This is a genomic window from Corallococcus terminator, assembly GCF_049194865.1.
GTDB lineage: Bacteria > Myxococcota > Myxococcia > Myxococcales > Myxococcaceae > Myxococcus > Myxococcus terminator_A.
In genome coordinates, this window is record NZ_JBLZWL010000129.1 from 22,215 (window position 1) to 42,525 (window position 20,311).

A 20,311-nucleotide genomic window follows, 5' to 3' on the forward strand; every position below is an offset into this window, starting at 1 on the left:
CGCTGCTACCGCGCGGGCGCCAGGGAGTTGCCGGTGGGGTCGAAGAGGCCCGTCGCGCGGGCCAGGGCCAGACGTGACAGCTGCACGTTGAGCGCCTCCGTCACGGCGGACATCTGGGCGCTCGCGAGCGTCGCGTTGACGTCCGTCACCTGGAGGTACGTCGTGGCGCCCGCATCGAAGCTCTGCTTCGCGAGCCGTGCGCTCTCCCACGCGAGCTTCACCCGCTCCTCGGCCGTGCTGAGGTTGACCTCCGCGCTCTCCAACTCGCTGCGCGCCTTGCGGACTTCGTCGCGAATCTTCTCCTCGGTGCCGCGCAGGTTGGCGTTCGCCTCGGCGATCTTCCCGGAGGACTCCCGCAGGTTGGCTTCGCGCAGTCCGCCGTCGAACAGGTTCCACGACAGGGCCAGTCCCGCCGTCCACGTGGACGCCACGCCGGTGAGGCCAGCGGTGTTGCTCGTCGAGACGTTGCCCGTGGCATGCAGGGTGGGGAAGTACTCCATGGCGACCTGTCGGCGCCCACCGCGCGCCAGGTCCACGTTGAGGCGCGCGGCCGCCGCGTCTGGACGATGGTCGAGGGCCGTCTTCTCCGCCGTGCTCGCATCTCCCGCCTGGGAGGGGACCGCGACGGCCGCCTCCTTGGGGGCCGCCACGTCGAAGTCCACTGGCCGCGCGAGGAGCGCCGCGAGGGAGCTCTTCGCGGTCGCATAGGCGTTGCGGCTGCGCACCACCTCCTGCTCGGCCTGCTTGCGGTCCAGCGTCGCGCGCAGCAGCGCCAGCCGCTCCACGTCACCCACCTCGAAGCGATTCTTGGCATCGCGCTCGAAGCCGAGACGGACCTCCAGGAGCTGCTCCTGCACCGCCATCGCCTCCCGCAGGCTCGCGGCGCCGAGATAGGCCTGGGCCACCGAGAAGAGAATCTCGCGGCGCGAGTTCTCCGCCGTCAGTCCCGCCACCTTCTCACCCAGGTAGGCATTCTTGATGGCGGGCCACAGCGTGGGGACGAGCAGGGCCTGCCGCGCGGAAATCTGACCGGAGAGCTGGTCCTGCTTCTGCAAGGTGATGGGTTCCGGAGCGCCAGGGAGGGTGAACGTCAGCTCCCTCGGATTGCGGAGGTACGAGCCGCTCGCGGTGACGCTGGGGAGGTAGCCGGACCAGGCCTTGTTGCCCAGCTCCTTGGACTGCTGGAGCCGAGCGCGCGCGGCGTCGAGGCTGGGGCTCTGCTTCTCCGCGAGGGCGATGGCCTCCTCGAGCGTGAGCAGCGGGAGCGCGGTCGCCTCCGTGCCAGACGCGGGCATCGGCACGCCGGAGGCCGCCTGGGACGCCGCGTCCCGCACGGGTGTGTCGCTCGCCGGCTGGGAAGTGGGGGTGCGTCCGGGAGTGGCGGAGAGGTTGGGCGCCTGCGTCAGCAGGACACTGGTGAGGAGCGCATGGAGGAGCATGGTGGGGACCGAGGCGGGTGCGTCAGGAGGAGAGGACACACGAGGTGCGTCGCGGCCCCTTGAGAGGGCCGGAGCGTCGACCTCGCGAGTCGGAGGGAAGGGGGCGGAACCGAGGGTGTGGCTCTCGGCTCCGCCTTCAGTGGGGCACGGGCTCGTGCTTCAGTGGGAGCCCTCCTCCGCGAGGAGCGGGCCGCTCGGCGCGACCACTTCCTCCGACGCCTCGGCGTCACTCTTGCGACGACTGAAGCGAGCGGAGAGCCCGTCCAGCAGCGAGTAGACGACGGGCACCACCACCAGCGTCAGCACCGTGGAGCTGATGAGGCCGCCGATGATGACGAGCGCCATCGGCACGCGAGTCTCGGCGCCGTCTCCCTTGGCGAGCGCCACCGGAATCATGCCGGCCACCATGGCGATGGTCGTCATGAGGATGGGGCGCAGGCGCACCGGCGCGGCTTCGAGCAGCGCGTCGCGAGCGCTCTTGCCGGCGTCTCGCAGTTGCTGGGTGAAGTCGACCAGCAGGATGCCGTTCTTCACCACCAGGCCCATCAGCATGATGACGCCGATGAGGGCAATCATCGACAGAGCATGGCCCGACAGCAGCAGCGCGCCGATGGCTCCGATGAGCGCGAAGGGCAGCGACAACATGATGGTGAACGGGTGGATGTAGCTGCCGAACTGCGCCGCCAGAATCATGTAGAGCAGGAGGATTCCCAGCCCCAGCGCGGTCGCGAAGGCGCTCACGGTCTTGTTCAGCTCCTTCGCGTTGCCGGCGAAGTTGCCCACCACGCCCTGGGGCAGCACCTGCTCCGCCTGCGCGGTGAGGTAGCTCATGCCCTCGCCCAGGGTGTAGCCCGGGGCCAGGTTGGCGAGCAGGGTGATCTGCCGCTTCTGGTTCATCCGGTCAATCTGCACCGGGCCCTCGGAGGGGGTGATGCTGGCCACGTTGCGCAGCTCCACCAGTTGCCCGCCCGTGGTGCGCACGGTGAGCTGTCCCAGCGCCTCCTCGGAGGCGAGCGTCGCGTCGGGCAGCCGCAGCTTCACGTCGTACGTCTCGCCACCCTCGCGGTACGTCATGAACTCGTCGCGCCCCAGATAGGCCCGCAGGGCGATGCCCACCTGGGCCGCCGGCACGCCCATCTGCGCGGCGCGCTCGCGGTCCACGCGCACGTCGAACTGCGGCTTGCCGCTGCGGAACGTCGTGTCGACGTCGGTGAAGCTGGAGTGGGACTTCATCGTGGCGAGCAGCTTCTCGCTGGACGCGACGACCTGGGGCCAGTCCGTGCCGCGCAGCACGTACTGAATCTGCTGATTGCGGCCACCGCCACCGACGCCGGAGACGTCTTGGATGGAGAGCATCACCCCGGGGCGCTCGGCCAGCGCGTCACGCAGGCGCACCTTGAAGGCCTCCTGGTCGAAGGCGCGCTCCTTGCGCGGCACCAGGTTCACCAGCACCTCGCCCTTGTGCACCTCCTCGAGCGTACCGCCGCCGGCCGTGCTGAACGTCTCCTTCACGCCCTCCAGGGGGCGCACCTGCGCGGCGACGATTCCCAGCTCACGCTCGGTGTCCTCCAGGGTGGAGCCCACGGGCAGCTCCAGCGTCACGCGCACGGCCCCGTTGTCGGAGGGAGGGATGAAGGTGAACTTGAGGAAGCGGGCCATGCCCAGCGTCAGCACCAGCACGCCGACCGCCACGGCGATGGCCAGGGCGCGCCGCCCCAGCACCCAGTCGAGGATGCGGCGGTAGCCGCGCTCCATCCCCACGAGCCCGCGCTCGATGGCGGCGCTCACGCGGTTGCGGGGCGCGTTGTGGGCGTGGCTCTTGAGCAGACGGCTGGAGAGCATGGGCGTGAGCGTCATCGACACCGCGTAGGAGATGAGCACCGCCACGGCCACCGTGACGCCGAACTGGAAGAAGAACTGGCCAATCGTCCCCTCCATGAAGGCCACGGGGATGAACACTGCGACGATGGCGAGCGTCACCGCGAGCACCGCGATGACAATCTGCGAGGTGCCCTCGAGCGCCGCCTTCATGGGCGTCTTCCCTTCCTCCAGGTGGCGGACGATGTTCTCGATGACCACGATGGCGTCGTCGATGAGCAGGCCGATGGAGAGCGTCAGCGCCAGCATGGTGATCATGTTGAAGGTGAAGCCCAGCATCGCCATCACCGCGAAGGTGCCGATAACGCTCACCGGCAGCGCGACGGCCGACACGAGCGTGGAGCGCCAGTCCCGCAGGAAGAAGAGCACGATGAGGACGGAGAGGACGCCGCCGATGAGCATGTCCTCCTGCACCGCGTGGATGGACGCGCGAATCGTCGTCGAGTTGTCGCTGATGGTGGCGACCGTCACGCCCTGGGGCAGCTCGCTGTTCAGCTCCGCGAGGGACTCCTTCACGTTCTCCGCCACTTGCACCGTGTTGGCGCCCGACTGCTTGCGCACGACGAGCGCGAGCGCGGTGCCCGTGTCCGAGCGGGCCAGTCCACGCGCCTCCTGCGCGCCGTCCACCACCGCCGCGACGTCACGCACGCGCACCGGCGTGCCGTTGGGGCTGGCGACGATGATGGCGCCAATCTCTTCCACGCTGCGCGCCTCGGCCGTCAGCCGGACGATTCGCTCACGGCCGCCCTGCGTGGCGCGCCCGCCGGGCAGGTCCACGCTCTGCGCCTGGAGGGCCTGGCTCACGTCGCCGATGGCCAGCCCGTAGCCGCGCAGCCGCTGCGGGTCGACCACCAGCTGAATCTCCCGCTCGCGGCCACCCACCACGCCGATGCTGCCCACGCCCGCCTGGCTCTGGAGCGAGGGCTTCACCACGTCCTCGGCCACGCGCGTCAGCTCTTCAATCGGCAGCGCGCCGGAGAGCGACAGCGTGAGGATGGGCGCCGCGCCGATGTCGAACTTCTCCACGACGGGCGTCTCGATGTCGTTGGGCAGCTCGCGCAGCGTGGCCTGCACGCGGTCCCTCACGTCCTGGGCCGCGACGTCCACGTTGGTGCCCAGCTTGAAGCTGATGGTGACCTGGCTGACGTTCTCCAGGTTGATGGAGTTGAGCTCGTCCACGCCGTTGAGCGTGTTGAGCGCCTCCTCGAGCGGGTCGGAGACGTTCTTCTCCATCGACTCGGGGTCCGCGCCCGGCAAGAGCGTGGTGACGGTGACGACGGGGATGTCGACGTTGGGGTACTGGTCCACGCCGATGCGCGGATAGGCATACAGGCCGAAGACGACGACCGCCGCCACCAGCATGACGGTGAAGACGGAGTGTTTGATGAAGGTCTGGAGCATGGTGGTGGCGCTCGTCGGAGAGGGGAGGGAAGGGGAGGGCTACTGGACGACCTGGAGCGCGACGCCGTTCTGGAGCGGCAGGCTGGCGTCGGCGACGACGCGCTCCTCGTGGCCGAGCCCATGCACCACGCGCACGAAGCCGGGCAGCACGCGCTCCACCTTGACGTCACGGCGCTGCGCCTTGCCGTCCTGGACCACCCAGACGAAGCCCTGCTGGCCCTTCGAGTTGACGGCCTGCGAGGGCAGGAAGAGCCCCGCCTGGCCCGACGTGTCGTCGGTGGCCATCATGTTGGAGAAGTCCAGCTCCACCAGGGCGCCCGCGCGAAGGACGACGCCTTCGCTCTTCGCCGGCAGCACGTCCGCGAGCACCTCGACGGTGCGCGTCTGCGAGTCGATGGTGGCGCCGAGGCTCCTCACCTTCGCCTCGAAGGGCGCGCCGGAGGGGTTGAGTGTGCCCTTGACGATGGTGCCCACCTTCACGCGGTCGACGAAGGCCTCCGGCACCGGGGCGCGCACCTCGAGCGCCTGCGTGTTGACGAGGCCGAAGATGGCCGTGCCCGGCGACACGTAGTCCCCCTCGTTGCGGCTGCGCGTGGTGATGACGCCGTCGAAGGGCGCGGTGAGGGTGGCGTCGCGCAGCGCCTCCTGCGCGCTGGCGAAGACCGCCGCCGCCTGCTCGGCCTGGGCCTGGGCCTGGCGGTAGCCGACTTCGGCCTTGTCCAGTGTGGCGCGCGCGAGGCTGCCCGACTCCGCCAGCACCCGTGCCCGCTCCACCTCTGTCTTCGCGCCCTCCATCGCCGCTTCAGCCGCGGCCTTGGCGGCGCGTGTCTGATTGGCGGTGAGCCGCGCGTTGGAGGTGTCCAGCTGCGCGAGCACCTGGCCGCGCTTCACCGCGTCGCCCGCGTTCACGGTGACTTTCGTGAGGGTGCCGGAGACCTCCGCGCTCAGCGTCGCCTCCTGCTTGGCGCGCACGCTGCCGGTGGCCTGCAGGACGCTCGCCTCGAGCTGCTTGGCCGGAGTGACTGCCTTGACGCCCACCGGCTTCTGGACGGCCTGCGCCGCGGGAGGGGGAGCCACGGGCTTGCTGCCCCCGCCACACGCCCCCGCCACCACGGCCACCACCACCACTGCTGCCTTCAAGCTCGTCTTCATCGCTGCGTTCCTCGTCGTGGGGCCGGGACTTCAAGGGCGTCCGGCACTGAATGACTGATTTGGTTTTCTGGTCAGTCCCGGGCAAACGAACACCCCAACCCTCCGGGCACGGAGTGGGGCCCGTGGGGTGTCAGCTCATGGGGGGCTTGGAGGCGGGTGGGGAGGAGAGGCCGCGGATGAAGACCTCGAAGGCGGCGTCCAGGGCTTGGAGCGTCAGGGGAGGGGTGTCCTGGGTCATCAGCCTGGGGACGAGCATCCCGATGAGCTCCACGAAGCCGCGCGCCGCCAGTGGGGGGGCGCTGACGGTGAAGGCCCCCTGCGCCACCCCGTCCTCGAAGACGCGGGCCAGGATGGCGGCGTCCGCCTCCTGCATCTGGGGCACGAGGTGCATCACCTGGGTGCCCAGCTCGAAGAGCGTGGCCAGCTCGAGGCGCTCCCCGTCGTGCTTCCGGACACTCTGCTCCAGCTTGCAGCGGATGTAGGCGCGGACCTGGGCCTCGGGCGTCGTGGCTCGCTGGACGCTCGCCTTGAGCTCGGCGAGGCTCATCTCGTGGGATTGCCGGACAATCGCCTCGAACAGCGCTTCCTTGCTCTCGAAGTGCAGGTAGATGCTGCCCTTGCCGACGCCCGCGCGTTTGGCGATGTCCTCCACCGAGGCCTTCTTGAAGCCGAACCGGGCGAAGACTTCGCCGGCGGCCTTGAGGATGGCGATGCGAGGGTCGGAACTCATTGACCAGAATGGTAATCCGGTCAGTGGGTCATCGCAAGTCCCTTGTCGCGGGACTCATGTGCCGCATGCACCCACCCGGGCGGGCTTCAGGGGGCTTGTCTGGCGGGTCGTCAGGCGCCCGGCGCTCGCGAGGGTGCGCCGGGGCCGGGGTTGGGGTGGCTCAGGAGGGTTTCGAGTTGGAGTGGTCGGTGGCCTTGCTGACGAGGTAGCCGCCATGGCTGATGGCGAGCAGGGCGATGAGGCCTTCGGAGAGCTCCGGGAGGCTGGTGAGGGCGCCGCGTCGGATGGCCATGGAGATGTCGACGAAGTAGGTCACCGCGGCGATGGCGGTGAAATAGAACATCTGCACCTTGGCGAGGTCGATTCGGGCGGTGTTGCCGACCTCGTCGCCCTGGAAGATGTCGGAGATGCGCGCGTCCTGGATGCTCTTGTTGGCATAGAGGGCGCCCTGGCGCTGGGCGTTGATGTCGGAGGGGCTCTCCGAGAGCTGGGCGGCGGTGAAGGCGACGACCTTGGCGTCAGGGGTCTTCGCGCGCTTGCCGCTGAGCAGCAGGGGTGTGCCGAGCAGTGACGTCGAGGCGATGCCCATGGCCCACCAGAGCTCCTGGGGGATGGCGACGTTGACGGCATCGGGAGTGTTTGTCTTCACTCGGGCGATGACCATGGTCAGGTAGCCGGCGACGACGATGACGGTCCAGGTGGCGGCCTGGAAGCGAGACAGGCTCATGATGTTGCGCTCGCTGATGAGCACGCCGAAGGGTGTCCCGGTGAGGCTGTGGCCGAGCACGGCGAGGAAGGCGAGCAGCACGGCGGACGCGGCGATGTAGCTCCAGCCAGGGGCGATGAACCACGCCGCCGCGACGCTGAGCAATGGCAGCGCGGTGGTGAGCATCATCAGCCGCTGGTTCTGTGGGACTGGGATGGGAGTGACGGCGCCGCCTGGTTCAGGAGGCGTGAGGCGCACATCGGGTTGAATTGCCGCGACGACGGACACACCAGCACTGGTGCTCGCTTCACTGTCATGACTCATGACACCCCCCGGGTGAGGGGTGAAGCATAGGCTCTCTTTCAGCCTCCCTGCCATGGGCCCACTGGAATCAGACAGCCGTGGTCAGTGTCGCGGGATGTCTGTGGTTGGCGCACTTCGAGCTTCCGGAGTCCCTCGGGCCCGTGCCTCCGGCCGTCGTGTCGAGCTCGCCGTGTCCGCGTAGCCCGTCAGCTCCACGTAGCCGCGCCCCTTCACGGGCTGGCCCGCACGCACGCCGTCCAGGTCCACGCTGCCCTCCCAGTAGCGCACGCTCACCGGCAGCTCCTGGTCCGAGAGCTTCGGCGTCACCGTCAGCTCCAACCCGAGCTTCTCCACGCCCAGCTTCCACTTCGACGGATACACCCCACCGCGCGGACTCTTCCACGTGCTCAGCACCGCCAGCTTCACGTCATCCCGGGTCAGGTGCACGGAAGCACTGTCCACGGCACCCACGGGAGGCACCCACGTCCCCGAGCTGAACGGGTCCACCGTCCCATCCTCGCGACGCAGTTGGTAATACATCAGCTCGCTGCCATCCGAGAGCTGGAGTGAAAACCAATCCCAGCCCACCTGGTCCGCGCCCAGCGCGCTGGTGCTCCACTCGCGGTCCATCCAGCTCTCGCCCGTCACCGCGTACGTCTGTCCTTCCACCCGCACCGTGCCGCGCGAGGGCATGCGTGTCATCGAGTAGTAATACGATGCATTGCCCGGCTCGGCGCTCTTCTGGCTCAAGCCCCGGTCCCCTTCGAGCACCGGCGGCTTGCCCGGCTCCAACGACAACTCCAGCGTGACGTCGTCCGTCTCCGCCCGCAGCCGCATCGGCCACGTCGCCTCACCCACGCTCGCCGCCTCCCAGTCTTCCAGCCACACCTTGAACGGCTGCGTACTCGCCCCCGCGAGCCCCAGCGCCGCGCGGCTGTAGCGCTCCGCGACATGGAACCGCCCCGCCGCCACGTCCGTCACCGTGAAGTGCCCCAGGTACACCTGCCGCGTCCCCCACGCGGAGTCCCGCGCCGGCGCCTCGGGTGCCAGCGCGTTTCGGAACAGCGTGAACTGGTAGCCGAAGGCGCGCCCGTCCGCCGTCTCGAGGTTGCCCGTCCAGTACCACCACTCCGTGCGGAACTCCGGATGCGGGCCGTGGTCCTCGGGGAAGTGGAACGCGCGGGGCTCGAAGGCTCGCGCATAGCCTGCCGTGCCTCCGTCACCCCCACCGAGCGCCTTCGCCACCGTCAGCGTCCCGCCCCTCGCGAGCGCGGGAGGCTCCGTCTCGCGCGTGACGACGTACGCCGCCACCGCCAGCGCCGCCAGCACCACCGCCGTCCCGATGACGAGCCCTCGGCCGTTGCTCATGGCGTCACTCCTCCCTCAGCGCGAACGCGGGATTGGCACGAGCCATCTTCCACGCCGGGTACAGCCCCGCCAGCGCCGAGGCCACCAGCGCCAGCAGCATCGCCTGCCACAAAGTCTCCGGCGTCACCTCGAGCCGCAGCGTCCAGCCGAAGGACCGCTGGTTGATGACATGCACCAGGATGTACGCCAGCCCCACGCCCAGCGGCATCGAGAACAACCCCGCCAGCAAACCCAACAGGCCCGTCTGCAGCGACACCAGTCCCCAGAGCTGTCGAGGCGTCAGCCCCGTGGCCCGCAGCACCGCGAACTCCCGAGCCCGCTCCAGCTGCAATGACATCAACGCACTGAGCACCCCCACGAAGGCCACGCCGATGGCCAGCAGTCGGAGCACCTGCGTAATCGTGAAGGTGCGGTCGAACACCTCCATCGACGCCTGTCGCAACGAGCGATTCGGCCGTACCAGCAACGCCTGCTCATCCCCCGCGCTCTCGCGCACCGCGGTCACCAGCGAGTCCACGTCCTGCCCCGGCGACGCGTACAGCGCCACGCCGCTCACGCCCCGGTCGTCGTACCAACGCTCGTAGGTGGCGCGAGGCATCAGCATCGTCCCCACGTCGGAGCCGTAATCGAAGTACACGCCGACCACGCGGAAGGCGTGAATCCCCCGGTCCGTGGCCAACCGCACCGTGTCACCCACGCCCACGCCCCGATGGAACGCGAAGGGCTCCGAGACGATGAGCGCCTCCGTCGACGCATCCAGCGCGCGCCACACAGCGGCCTCGTCACCCTGCTTGAAGCGGTAGGGCCGCCCCGGAGAGCGACTGAAGTCGACGGCGATCAAGTCCGTGGGCACACCGTCCACTCGCGCCCGCGTCACGCGCAGGGTGCTGCTGCCCGCGACGCCCGGAAGGGTGCGCAGCCGCTCCACCAGGCCCGGCACCAGCGTGGAGTCTCCCCGTCGCGCCACCAGCGAGGGAGGGGAGATGAACACATCCGCCAGGAGCGAGGCCTCCAGCCACGACAGCACCGTGCCTCGGAAGCTGGACACCATGAGGCCCACGCCCACCGTCGTCGCCACCGCGACCATCAGCGCCGCCAGCGCCACCGCCGTGCGACTGAGGCTCGTCCTCACTCCGCGCGCCGCCATGCGCCCCAAGAGCCCGAAGGCGAGCCCCAGCGGCCCCGCGGCGAAGAGAGACAGCCGCTCCGTCACCCATGGCACCAGCAGCGCGGCGCCAATCAGCACCGCGAAGAGCCCCACGTACGCCGGCACCAGCGCCTGCGTGGGCCACCCCAACAGCCCCACGCCCGCCGCCAGCACCAGCAACCCCAGCAGCGCCAGCTTCGGCGCGCGCGTGCGCGACACGTCCTCCAGCGTCGAGCGGCGCAGCGTCGTCGCGGGCGCCGAACGCGCCGCCTCCCACGCGGGCACCAGGGCCGCCAGCAGCGTGGCCCCGATGCCCAGCGCCAGTCCCTTGGCCAGCGTGAAGGGCTCCAGCGCCAGCCCGCGCACGCTCACCACGAAGTAGAGGTCATTGATGGTCTGGGTGATGAGCCCCACCAGCCCGCGACCCAGGAGGATGCCGAGCAACAGCCCCGCCACCGTGCCGACGATGCCGAGCACCAGCGCCTCGCCCAGCACCAGCGCGAACAGCTCGCCCCGGGTGATGCCCACCGCGCGCAGCCGCCCCAGCAGTCCGCGCCGCTGCACCACGGAGAACGTCATCGTGTTGTAGATGAGGAACATCCCCACCACGAGCGCCAGCAGCGACAGCGCGGTGAGGTTGGTGCGGAACGCCTTCGTCATCTGCTCCACCGTGCCGGCCCGCGCCGCCGCGCGCACCACCTCGGTCCCCGTGGGCAGCGTCGCGCGCAGTCGCTCCGCCTGCGCGTCCCCGCCCGTCAGTCGCAGGTCCACGCGCGTCAGCCGCCCCACGCGCCCGAGCACCTCCTGCGCCGTGGACAGGTCCGTCAGCACCAGCGCCTCCAGCGCGCGCGCCGTGTCCTCGTCCGCGGGCGCCAGCAGCGCCGCCACGCGCAGCGAAGTCTCGCGGCCCTCCACGCGCACCGGCAAGAGCCCACCGGCCTCCACGCCCAGCGCCCGCGCCGCCCGCGCGCTCAACAACACCGTGCCCGGCTGGGTGAGCAGCGCGCCCACGTCGCCCACGGCTTCGTCACCCGCGTAGTCGCGGAAGGGCGTCTCCGCGAAGGGGTCCACCCCCAGCACCGTGAGCGTGCGCCGGTCGCCCACCGCCGCTTGCACGTAGCCTTCCACCACGGGCGCGGACACGGGCGCGTCTGGACGCAGCCGCAAGTCGCGATACACACCCTCCGGCAGTCCCGAGGTGCCGCCCATGAGCTGGTGCGTGGCCTTCCCCGTCACCGCATCGGTGGAGCGCTCGAAGGCGCGCAGCGCGCTGCCGCTCGCTAAATCAATCGACACCACCACCGCGACACCCAGGGCGATGCCCAAGAGGGACAGCGCCGTCAGCCACGGGTGGCGGCCCAGGTGGCGCAGGCTGGAGCGCACCAGGAGATTTGTCACCGGGGCTCCCTTCGCGGCGCTTCGCGTTCCACCAGGCGCCCGCCCGTCATCTCCAGCACCCGGTCCGCGCGGGCCACCAGCCCCGGCTCGTGCGTGACGACGAACGCGCACGCGTGGCCTTGCCTGGTGAGGCCCTCCAGCAAATCCAACACCTGCCGGCCCGTGGCCTCATCCAGGTTGCCCGTGGGCTCGTCCGCGAGGAGCAGCGGCGGTGAGTGCGCGAGCGCTCTCGCCACGGCCACGCGCTGCTGCTCGCCGCCGGAGAGCCGGTCCGGAAAGCTGTTCGCGCGGGAGGCCAGTCCCACGCGCTCCAGCAGGGCCCGCGCCTTCGCGCTCGCCTCCGCCGCGTCGTGCCCGTTGAGCTCCACCGGCAGCCGCACGTTCTCCTCCACCGTCAACGTGGGCAGCAGGTTGAACGCCTGGAAGATGAAGCCCACGTGCTCGCGGCGCAGCAACGTGCGCTGGCGCTCGCTCATGGTTCCGAGGTTGCGTCCGTCGACGAGCACCTCGCCGCGCGTGGGCAGGTCGATGCCGCTGATGAGGTTGAGGAGCGTGGACTTGCCCGAGCCGCTGCGGCCCAGCAGCACCACGAACTCGCCCCGGCGCAGCGTCAGCCGCACGCCGGAGAGCACCTCGCGCGCGGTGTCGCCCTCGACATAGGACTTGGTGACGTCACGCAGCTCGACGAGAGGAGGGGTGTCGGACTCAGGCATGTGCGAGCCCTTGATATACGGGGCCGGCGCTTTTCGCCGCGTCCCCAGCCCCCGTCACGCGCCCGCCGGTTGTGGCTCCCATTCCCCGAAGTCACGCCACTGCGTCAGGAAGCCCCCCACCTCGCTCGCCAGCAGGGGGCCGTCGGTGTCCCGGGGGATGACGTGGAAGCCGCGTCGCAGCGAGACGACGCGCACGCTCGGCGACGCGGTGAGCCGGCGTGCCAGCCACCGTCCTCCCTCCGGGTCCACGACGTGGTCCTGCTCGGCCACCGCCACCAGCACGGGACAGCGCACCCCCGCGACACGGCGCGCCGCCTCGTCCTGCAAGGTGACCAAGTCCCTCAGTCGCGCCACCGGGAAGCCGGAGAGCACCGGCGCCTCGGCCAGCGCCACCGGGTCCGAGATGTCCGTGCCCGTCTTCTCCACCCACGGCCGCGCCCACTCCAACAGCGGCGTGCGCGACAGCTGGCGGATGAGCATCATCCGAGGCCCCCGGAAGCGCACGGCCGGGGCGACGAGCGCCAGCGCCCGCACCTTCTCCGGGTGGTCCGCCGCCAATCCCAGCGCCAGCAGCGCCCCCATGGACAGCCCCACGACGGAGACGCTCCGGTGACCCCGCAGCGCATCCAGGGCGCGCTCGGCCGCCGCCCGCCAGTCGCGCCAGGTGACACCGAGGAGCGCCTGGGGCGTGGTGCCGTGACCCGGCAGGAGCGGCGCCACCACATGCATCCCGCGCGCCGCCAGCGCCTCGCCCAGGGGGCGCACATCCCAGGGACTGCCGGTGAAGCCGTGCAGCAACAGGCACGCGTCCGGGCCCCGTCCCAGCTCGAAGGGCTCCGTTTTCTCCGCGTCCATGGCGAGCGAGGCATCCATCATGAAGACAGGCTGGCCACGCGGAGGCGCAGGCGCTATGCCCCCTGCCTCATGGCGGACACTCCGAAGCCCCCGGACATGCAGTTGCAGATTCAAATCGACGAGGACGTCGCCAATGGTCAGTACGCCAACATGGCCCTCGTGAACCATACGGACACGGAATTCACGTTGGATTTCATCTACGTCCAGCCGCAGCAGCTCCGGGCCAAGGTGCGCTCGCGCATCATCACCAGCCCCAAGCACATGAAGCGGTTGATGCTGGCCATGCAGGACAACCTCAACCGCTACGAGGCGAAGTACGGCGCCATCGTCCTGCGCGAGGACGACGGCGGCATGCACTGACGCGGGGCCCCGCGGCCCGAGGGCGGCTTCACTCCTCGGTGGGCTCGCTGGGGTCCTTCTTGCCCGTGGCCAGGTACGCCTCCGCGCGGGCCTCGAGGTGGGCGGCGAGCCTGGGCTCCACGCGCGACAGCACCTCCCATTCGATATCCGAGGCGCGACGCACGACGGGCTTCGCCGGCGACAGGGGCTCTCCCTGGACGGAAGCCGCCGCCGCTCCGTCTCCCAGCTTGGCGTCGCGGGTGCCGGCGCCGAGGCTCGGATGCGCGGGAGCGCGCCCGTTGGTGGTGTAGGCCATCCGGTAGGCGCGCAGCACGGCGCGGCCGTCCGACAGCGGATGGACCTGCACGAGGATGCGGGACCAACTGGCGCCCATGTCCGTGTTGCCCCGGATGCGCCAGGTGGTGTGGACGTAGAGCGGGTCCGCGCTGGGAATCAGCTCATACTTCTGCTCCGCGAGCACGCGGCGGGTCGTCGCCAGCAGGGCGTCCGACGGCAGCGTGTAGATGGCGTTGCCGCTGGTGGTCTCCACCAACTGCTGGCGGGTTTCAGGCGTGACGGCGCAGCCACAAGCTCCCATCAGGAGCCCGACCGTCACCCACGTCGAAAGGCGTGAGCGCATGGTGATGTTCTCGAAATTCCCCGGGGGACGGCGGATGGAGCGCTGGCTCGCGAGCCCGGGGTCTGGCTCGCGGGGGACACTCCTGGAAACGCACGGGGCGTGTCCCCCATATCGCCGTGCTCGTTGAACGGGTTGGCATCCATCCCGCAGCGGCGCAGACTCGGGACATCGTGCTCCGAATCCTCGTCTCATTGTTCGTGCTGCTGTGCGCTCGTACCGCCTCCGCCCAGTGCCTGGGGGACGGCGTGCAGTTGTTCCCCACGCCGGGTGCCATCGTCCCCATCAACAGCCGGTTCCTGCTGGAGGGCGTGGGCACGGCTCGGGAGCCCGTGGTCGCGCTGGTGGGCAAGAAGCTGCGGCTGGTGGCGAGCGACCACGAGGTGGAGGTGAAGGCGCAGCGCGGCTGGGAGAGCAGCCTGGGGCGGGCCACCATCGTCCTCAAGGTCGTGGGCAAGCTGGAGCCGGACAGGCGCTACACGCTGCGGCTCGACGAGGTGCTGCCCAACGTCACCGTGCTCAACGGCCGGGGCGGGGCGCTGCCCGAGTGGAACACCGGCAAGGGCGCCGACACGCAGCCGCCGCGCTGGCAGAAGCGCCCCGCCGTCTCCGAGGGCTTCCTGCGCCGCACGGCCCAGGGCACCGCGCGCTTCGTGCGCCTCAACCTGTCGCTGAAGGAGGAGAGCCCCGCGTATCTCGTGGTGAAGCTGGAGCCGCGTCGTCCGGGACCCAGCGTCCAGCAGTACGTGGTGCCGGTGACCAACAGCACGGCCTTCATCGGCCACGAGGCGTGCAGCGGGACGTTCGCCCTGGAGGACGGCCGCAGCTACCGGGCGCGCATCGAGGCGTTCGATGCGGCGGGCCACAACGCGCCCCCCGTTCCTCCTGTGGACTTCGAGGCGCCGGCCGACTACTCCGCGCCGTAGCGACGACAATCGCCAGGAGCAGGCATGACGAAGGTGGACGTGGAGAGTCTGAAGGAGCGGATGGCCTCCTTCACCCAGTCGCTGCAGGACGACATCTGCGGCGCGCTGGAGCGCCTGGACGGCACGGGGCGCTTCCGTGAGGACGCCTGGACGCGGCCCGGCGGGGGCGGGGGACGCAGCCGCGTGCTGGAGGACGGCGCCGTGCTGGAGAAGGCGGGCGTCAACACGTCGGTGGTCTTCGGAGAACTGGAGGACCAGTTCGCCAAGAAGCTCCAGGGCGAGGGGCGCTCCTTCTGGGCGGGCGGCATCTCCCTCGTGCTCCACCCGCGCAACCCGCACGTGCCCACGGTGCACGCCAACTACCGCTTCATCCACCAGGGCGGGAAGGCGTGGTTCGGCGGCGGCGCGGACCTGACGCCGTACTACCTCTACGAAGAGGACGCGGCGCACTTCCACCGCGTGCACCAGGCCGCGTGCGACAAGCACGATTCGACGTACTACCCGCGCTTCAAGGCCGCGTGTGACCAGTACTTCTACGTGCGTCACCGCGAGGAGACGCGCGGCGTGGGCGGCGTCTTCTTCGAGAACATGGGCGGAGATTTGGAGCGCGAGCTGGACTTCGTGCGCGACTGCGGCCGGGCCTTCCTGGACGCGTACCTGCCCATCGCCGAGCGGCGCAAGGACACGCCCTTCACCGAGGCCCAGCGCTTCTGGCAGGAGGTGCGGCGCGGGCGCTACGTGGAGTTCAACCTCGTCTATGACCGGGGCACCGTCTTCGGCCTGGAGACGCGCGGGCGCACCGAGTCCATCCTCATGTCCCTGCCGCCCCAGACGCGCTGGCGCTATGACCACCACCCGGAGCCTGGAACCTGGGAGGCCCGGCTGGTGGACGTGCTGCGGCAGCCGCGTGACTGGGCCGCCTGGAAGCCGGAGGGCTGAGGACCATGTCCGACGACTCCTCCACCTCCCCTCCGCCCTCGACGGGCGGCGCTCGCAAGAAGTGGCCCCTCTTCGCCCTGGGGCTGAGCGTCATCGCCGCGGTGCTGGGCGTGCTCGCCCTCCGGCACGCAGGGCAGCCGAGCGAGCGGCCCACCGACACCGAGGCGCGCCTCAACGTGCTCGCGCTGTGTGACGCGGTGCAGGCCTATCGCGACGAGCACGGCGCCTATCAAGTCGCCGGCCCCACACCGCGGGACGTGCCGCGCGGAGGCGAGTCGGTGCCCTTCCCGGAGAACGACGTCTTCCACCACCTGGGCTTCGAGCCGGGGGAGCGGGTGCGCTTCCAGTACGAGGTGGTGGTGCAGGAGAGCCCCGTGGGAGAGCCGGAGGTGTCGTGCCTGGCGCGCGGTGACTTCGACGGGGACGGGCTGAACTCCGTCTACCGCGTGCGGTTGGACGCCAATGGAATGACGACGCCCGTCGAGGTGGAGCGCGAAGGCGAGTGACGGGTCCGCAACCTGATCCCCGCTCCGGGCGAGAATCGGGAAATGGGCCACGTCGGTGACATGAGGGGGCCCCGCGACGGTCCCCGGGCAGGCAGGGGAGGGGTGCCCCGGGGGGAGCCCGTCTCCGACACACCGCGTGATGGCGGGGCCCCGCATCGAGGTACTCCGTCACTGCCGGACACTTCGTTCATCCCCCCAAACGGTTCTCAGGACGCGTCCGAGCTAGGCTCCCAGAGTCCTTTGGATGACGAGGCACCGCCCATGTCCTCTTCCTCGCGCATCACCTCCAACTTCAACAAGCTCGCCCGGCTCATCCTCAACTCGCCCGCGGGAGTGCCGCGCGGCGGCCCCAAGGTCCCCGAGGGAGGCGGACCGCCGGGTGGGTTCCTCGTGAAGGACGCCTTCCGGCGCAAGGGCGCCATCCCTGGCGGCCATCCGACCCTGGGGGGCCAGGAGCGGGCGCCGCTGCGCAAGGTGGCGGAGCTGGTTCCTCCCGGGCTCAAGAAGGTGGTGGGCCAGGAGGAGCTGGGCCTGCGCTTCGGCTCGGACGCGGCGCTGCTGGCCCAGCACCTCAAGCCCTCGCAGCTGTCGAGCAGCGAGCGCGCCACCCGGCTGTGGGAGTTCTTCGCCGCCTACGCCGAGGCCGCCGTGGCCCAGCCGCCCCAGAAGGAGGGGCAGGAGGCCTTCCGCGAGTCGCTCAAGGGCCAGGGCTTCGCGGAGCTGCGCGACGCGCGCACCGGCCAGGACGGGGTGACCCAGGGCCTGTGGGTGCTGACGGCCAAGACGCCCGACGAGGCCCGCGAGCGGGTGGCCACCGTCCAACTGGAGCCACCTCCAGAGGTCCGCCACTCGGAGGCCGCTGTCCGCGGGGAGGGGGTGGCCGAGGGAGGGCTCGCCGTGCAGCCCCGGGCTCCGGATACGCTCCGGGGCGGCCCCGCGCCCCTGGGGCTCCAGGCTTCCGAGTCCGAGGGTTCCGACGAACAGCCCTCGGATTCCGACGGCCGGCGCCGCTCGTCGGGCAAGCGGCTGGGGCCCCAGATGTTCTGGAACGTGCTCCACCGGTTCCGCTCGGACCCCGAGGACGGGGCGGTGGCGCAGGGACAGTGGGACAGGGCGGCCTTCGGGGCCATGCTGGCCCTGGTGGGCATCGCCCTCGTCGTGCTGGCGCTCGTGAGCCTCTAGGGGGGCCCGGCGGGGAAGCTGCCCGGCGGCGGAAAGTCCTTGGCGCTGGCCGGCTTGTGGTACGTTGCCGCACCCATTGGCAACCGACGACCTTACACTCGTCAAGCGCGTCCGGAGCGGCGACCAGCGCGCCTTCAAACTCCTCGTCGAGCGTTACCAGCGCAAGGTGTACGCAGTTGCGCTCGGTATGCTCAAGGACAAGGAGGAATCGATGGACGTCTCCCAGGAGGCGTTCGTCAAGGTCTACAAGTACCTGGACCACTTCAAGGGCGACTCGTCCTTCTACACCTGGCTCTACCGCATCACCGTGAACATCTGCATCGACGTGCTGCGCAAGCGCGGAGGCGGAGGCGAGGTGGTGGAGTTCGACGAGAACCAGGCCATGGACCTGTCCGAGGCGCGCATCGGCGCGTTGGGCAGCCGCCTGGGCACCAACCCCCAGAAGAGCGCGCTCCGACGCGAGCTGGCGGAGAAGATCCAGGAAGCGCTCGCCACGGTGCCCGAGAAGCACCGCGCCATTCTCCTCCTCCGGGAGATTGAGGGCATGTCCTACGAGGACCTGGCCCGGACGCTCGATATCCCCAAGGGCACGGTGATGAGCCGCCTCTTCCATGCCCGGGCGAAGGTCCAGAAAATCCTGAGTGAATACCTGGAGTTGGACGAAGCGAAGAGCGGAGTGGGCAGCGAATGAAGGTCCCTCGAATATCTGAGGGAGCCTCGCGTCACAGCGTTCGCAGCATCCACCACCGAGCAGGGTGAAGGTTATGGCCGGAAATCCCGCATGTGAGCGTTTCGTCCCCATGCTCTCCCCGTATGTCGACGGGGAGCTGACCCCCGCGGAGCGGGTGAACGTGGAGCGTCATCTGGGCGCGTGCCGCGACTGCACGGGGCGCGCGGCGGACCTGCGGGCCGAATCCGGCCTGCTCCGCGTCGGCCTGGACATGGCGGTGGATGACGTCGACTTCAAGGACTTCGCGCAGAAGGTCATGGCGCGGGTGACGCCGGAGAAGCCGCCCCTCCTGGAGCGGCTGAAGCTGGCGCTGTCTGAAATGTTCCTCTACCAGCGCACGGCGATGGTCTCCTCGCTGGCGACGGCGGCGGTGCTCGTGCTGGTGGGACTGCCGCTCTTGCTGAGCGACAAGGCCCCGGTGGGTTATGGCGCGGAGCGGATGACGGTGAAGTCCATCCAGCCCTACCAGGACGCCCGCGTGGCGCCGGTGGTGATGGAAACCGATAACGGTGGCACCATCATCTGGCTGGTGGATGAAGAGACGCAGGACGGCTCGTCGTCGGATGAGGACGAGGAGCAGGAAGAGGACATTGGTGGCGGGCTTCGCAAAGGCAAGGGGCTCAAGCCCCTGGGCAAGCCGAAGACCGACGTGGAGCGCCCCTCGGGAGGTCCCCTGTGAGAAGAAACGTGTCGTCTGGCCGGGTGCTGCTGGCCGTGCTGGGCCTGGGCTTGCTGATGCCGGTGGTGGGCCAGGCCCAGGAGGAGCAGAAGGTCAGCGTCCAGGTGGAGGTGGTGCTCGCCTCCAAGAAGGGCTCGGAGGTGGAGCCCCCGGAGCTGGCGAAGATGAAGGAGCAGTTCGAGAAGCAGAACTTCAACTTCACGTCCTTCAAGCGCCTGTCCAACGAGAAGCTGGAGGTGGGCGCGAAGACGGCCACCGAGGTGAAGCTGCCCAACGGCAGCAACGCGTCGCTGCTCCTGTTGGGCATGAAGGAAGGCACCGCCACCGTGCGCGTGGCCATTCCGCGCCAGCCCACGCTGGACGTGGAGCTGGGCCGGCAGGGCGCCGTCTACCAGAAGGCGGGCAAGCACGTGGGCGGAGAGCTCATCCTGGTGCTCTCCCCGCCCTCGAAGTAACCCCGCTGTCCGTAAACCGGGCCAGCCGGGCCTGATGGCTCAGGCGGCCCGGTCCACCGCCAGCGACACGTCGCTGAAGTCGGCCTCGTCCACCTCGAAGGACTCCTCGACCTCCACCTTCGGGGCGGGGGCCAGCGTGGCGCGGCGCGGCTCCGTCTGGTCGGCGCGCTCGTGCTCCAGGTGGATGCGCAGCCCGTCGAACATGGTGTCGAACGCCCCGTAGATGCGGTTCACCATGGCCAGCGCGTCGTCGCGCACCGCCGGCTCCAGCACCATGGCCTCCAGCTCCTCGGCCAGCTGCTGCTCGAACATGGCGTGCTGCTGTTCGGCCTGCATGTGGTGGTCGGAGAAGTACTTGAGCTTGTCGTCCGCGCCCTGCGCCGCGCTGATGACCGCGGTGCGGCTGAAGAACACGTGACTGGTGGACTCCAGCGCCCACAGCAGGACGATGCGCAGCCGGTCATCCACCGAGCGGTAGACTTCGCTGATGATGGAGTAGGCGGCGTCACGCGTCTTCACGTGGGCCTTGCCGTAGAGCGTGCCGATGCTCAGCGAGCCCCCGGTGAGCTGGGCGATGTCGTCCTCGAACCACTGGTCATGCCCGCCTTCCTCCGCATGGTGATGCGTGGCGAGCTCCTTCAGGTGTGCGTCCTGGATGAAGTGCGCGTTGAGGCGCAGCACATCCTGGAACGTCATCACCCAGAAGGTGAGGCGAGGCGCGAACGCCATCACCTGTTCTATCGGTCGGTCCTGCTTCAGGTCCGCGAAGAAGGGGTGTGAGGCGAACCGCTCCTCGCACACCGCGATGTGTTGGAGCACGGCCTTCAT

At 69.8% G+C, this 20,311-nt stretch carries 19 protein-coding genes; 8 read left to right on the forward strand and 11 right to left on the reverse strand.

Going from position 1 to position 20,311, the window contains the following annotated elements; translation table 11 throughout:
- Positions 1–5 precede the first annotated feature (5 nt).
- The 9 genes from ACN469_RS37960 to ACN469_RS38000 all read right to left on the reverse strand — a co-directional run bounded on the left by ACN469_RS37960 (position 6) and on the right by ACN469_RS38000 (position 13,090).
- Positions 6–1,439 (reverse strand): TolC family protein, encoded by a 1,434-nt coding sequence (locus ACN469_RS37960; protein ID WP_498776291.1) that lies wholly within the window; start codon positions 1,437–1,439, stop codon positions 6–8.
- 159 nt (positions 1,440–1,598) lie between these two features.
- Positions 1,599–4,718, reverse strand: a complete 3,120-nt coding sequence (locus ACN469_RS37965; protein WP_498776293.1) for an efflux RND transporter permease subunit — start codon at positions 4,716–4,718, stop codon at positions 1,599–1,601.
- Positions 4,719–4,757: 39 nt separating this feature from the next.
- The gene (locus ACN469_RS37970) at positions 4,758–5,870 is read right to left on the reverse strand and encodes an efflux RND transporter periplasmic adaptor subunit (protein WP_498776295.1); all 1,113 of its coding nucleotides are present in this window, start codon (positions 5,868–5,870) and stop codon (positions 4,758–4,760) included.
- Positions 5,871–6,000: 130 nt separating this feature from the next.
- On the reverse strand, positions 6,001–6,600 hold the full coding sequence (locus tag ACN469_RS37975) for a TetR/AcrR family transcriptional regulator (RefSeq protein WP_498776297.1): 600 nt from the start codon (positions 6,598–6,600) through the stop codon (positions 6,001–6,003).
- Positions 6,601–6,760: 160 nt separating this feature from the next.
- Positions 6,761–7,630: a hypothetical protein gene (locus tag ACN469_RS37980; protein WP_498776299.1), complete on the reverse strand. Its 870-nt coding sequence runs from the start codon at positions 7,628–7,630 to the stop codon at positions 6,761–6,763.
- A gap of 81 nt (positions 7,631–7,711) precedes the next feature.
- Positions 7,712–8,977, reverse strand: a complete 1,266-nt coding sequence (locus ACN469_RS37985) for a lipocalin-like domain-containing protein (protein WP_498776301.1) — start codon at positions 8,975–8,977, stop codon at positions 7,712–7,714.
- A 4-nt stretch (positions 8,978–8,981) separates the two neighbouring features.
- Entirely contained in the window at positions 8,982–11,522 is a 2,541-nt protein-coding gene (locus ACN469_RS37990; RefSeq protein ID WP_498776303.1) for an FtsX-like permease family protein, read from the reverse strand.
- Complete coding sequence (locus ACN469_RS37995; RefSeq protein ID WP_498776304.1) at positions 11,519–12,235, reverse strand: ABC transporter ATP-binding protein; 717 nt, start codon at positions 12,233–12,235, stop codon at positions 11,519–11,521. The genes ACN469_RS37990 and ACN469_RS37995 overlap by 4 nt, the downstream gene beginning before the upstream one ends.
- Before the next feature lie 54 nt (positions 12,236–12,289).
- Positions 12,290–13,090, reverse strand: coding sequence for an alpha/beta hydrolase (locus tag ACN469_RS38000; RefSeq protein ID WP_498776305.1), 801 nt, complete (start codon positions 13,088–13,090; stop codon positions 12,290–12,292).
- A gap of 69 nt (positions 13,091–13,159) precedes the next feature.
- On the opposite strand from ACN469_RS38000, the gene ACN469_RS38005 reads away from it, so the two are divergent.
- A complete protein-coding gene (locus tag ACN469_RS38005) occupies positions 13,160–13,450 on the forward strand; it encodes a DUF3467 domain-containing protein (RefSeq protein WP_141641313.1) in 291 nt (96 codons plus the stop codon).
- A gap of 28 nt (positions 13,451–13,478) precedes the next feature.
- On the opposite strand, the gene ACN469_RS38010 is transcribed toward ACN469_RS38005, so the two are convergent.
- Positions 13,479–14,069 (reverse strand): hypothetical protein, encoded by a 591-nt coding sequence (locus ACN469_RS38010; protein ID WP_498776308.1) that lies wholly within the window; start codon positions 14,067–14,069, stop codon positions 13,479–13,481.
- A gap of 167 nt (positions 14,070–14,236) precedes the next feature.
- Between ACN469_RS38010 and ACN469_RS38015 the strand changes: the two genes are divergently transcribed.
- The 7 genes from ACN469_RS38015 (at position 14,237) to ACN469_RS38045 (ending at position 19,483) form a co-directional block, all read left to right on the forward strand.
- Positions 14,237–14,992: a hypothetical protein gene (locus tag ACN469_RS38015; RefSeq protein WP_498776635.1), complete on the forward strand. Its 756-nt coding sequence runs from the start codon at positions 14,237–14,239 to the stop codon at positions 14,990–14,992.
- A gap of 24 nt (positions 14,993–15,016) precedes the next feature.
- Positions 15,017–15,931, forward strand: coding sequence for an oxygen-dependent coproporphyrinogen oxidase (gene hemF / locus ACN469_RS38020; protein WP_498776310.1), 915 nt, complete (start codon positions 15,017–15,019; stop codon positions 15,929–15,931).
- 5 nt (positions 15,932–15,936) lie between these two features.
- A complete protein-coding gene (locus ACN469_RS38025; protein WP_498776312.1) occupies positions 15,937–16,437 on the forward strand; it encodes a hypothetical protein in 501 nt (166 codons plus the stop codon).
- Positions 16,438–16,698: 261 nt separating this feature from the next.
- Complete coding sequence (locus ACN469_RS38030) at positions 16,699–17,619, forward strand: Immediate early protein ICP0 (protein WP_498776313.1); 921 nt, start codon at positions 16,699–16,701, stop codon at positions 17,617–17,619.
- Between the two features lie 76 nt (positions 17,620–17,695).
- A complete protein-coding gene (locus ACN469_RS38035) occupies positions 17,696–18,310 on the forward strand; it encodes an RNA polymerase sigma factor (protein ID WP_163864158.1) in 615 nt (204 codons plus the stop codon).
- A 73-nt stretch (positions 18,311–18,383) separates the two neighbouring features.
- Positions 18,384–19,028, forward strand: a complete 645-nt coding sequence (locus tag ACN469_RS38040; protein WP_498776316.1) for an anti-sigma factor family protein — start codon at positions 18,384–18,386, stop codon at positions 19,026–19,028.
- Positions 19,025–19,483 (forward strand): hypothetical protein, encoded by a 459-nt coding sequence (locus ACN469_RS38045; protein ID WP_498776318.1) that lies wholly within the window; start codon positions 19,025–19,027, stop codon positions 19,481–19,483. The genes ACN469_RS38040 and ACN469_RS38045 overlap by 4 nt, the downstream gene beginning before the upstream one ends.
- Before the next feature lie 39 nt (positions 19,484–19,522).
- Here ACN469_RS38045 and ACN469_RS38050 read toward each other — a convergent pair whose 3' ends face one another.
- Complete coding sequence (locus ACN469_RS38050; RefSeq protein WP_498776320.1) at positions 19,523–20,311, reverse strand: hypothetical protein; 789 nt, start codon at positions 20,309–20,311, stop codon at positions 19,523–19,525.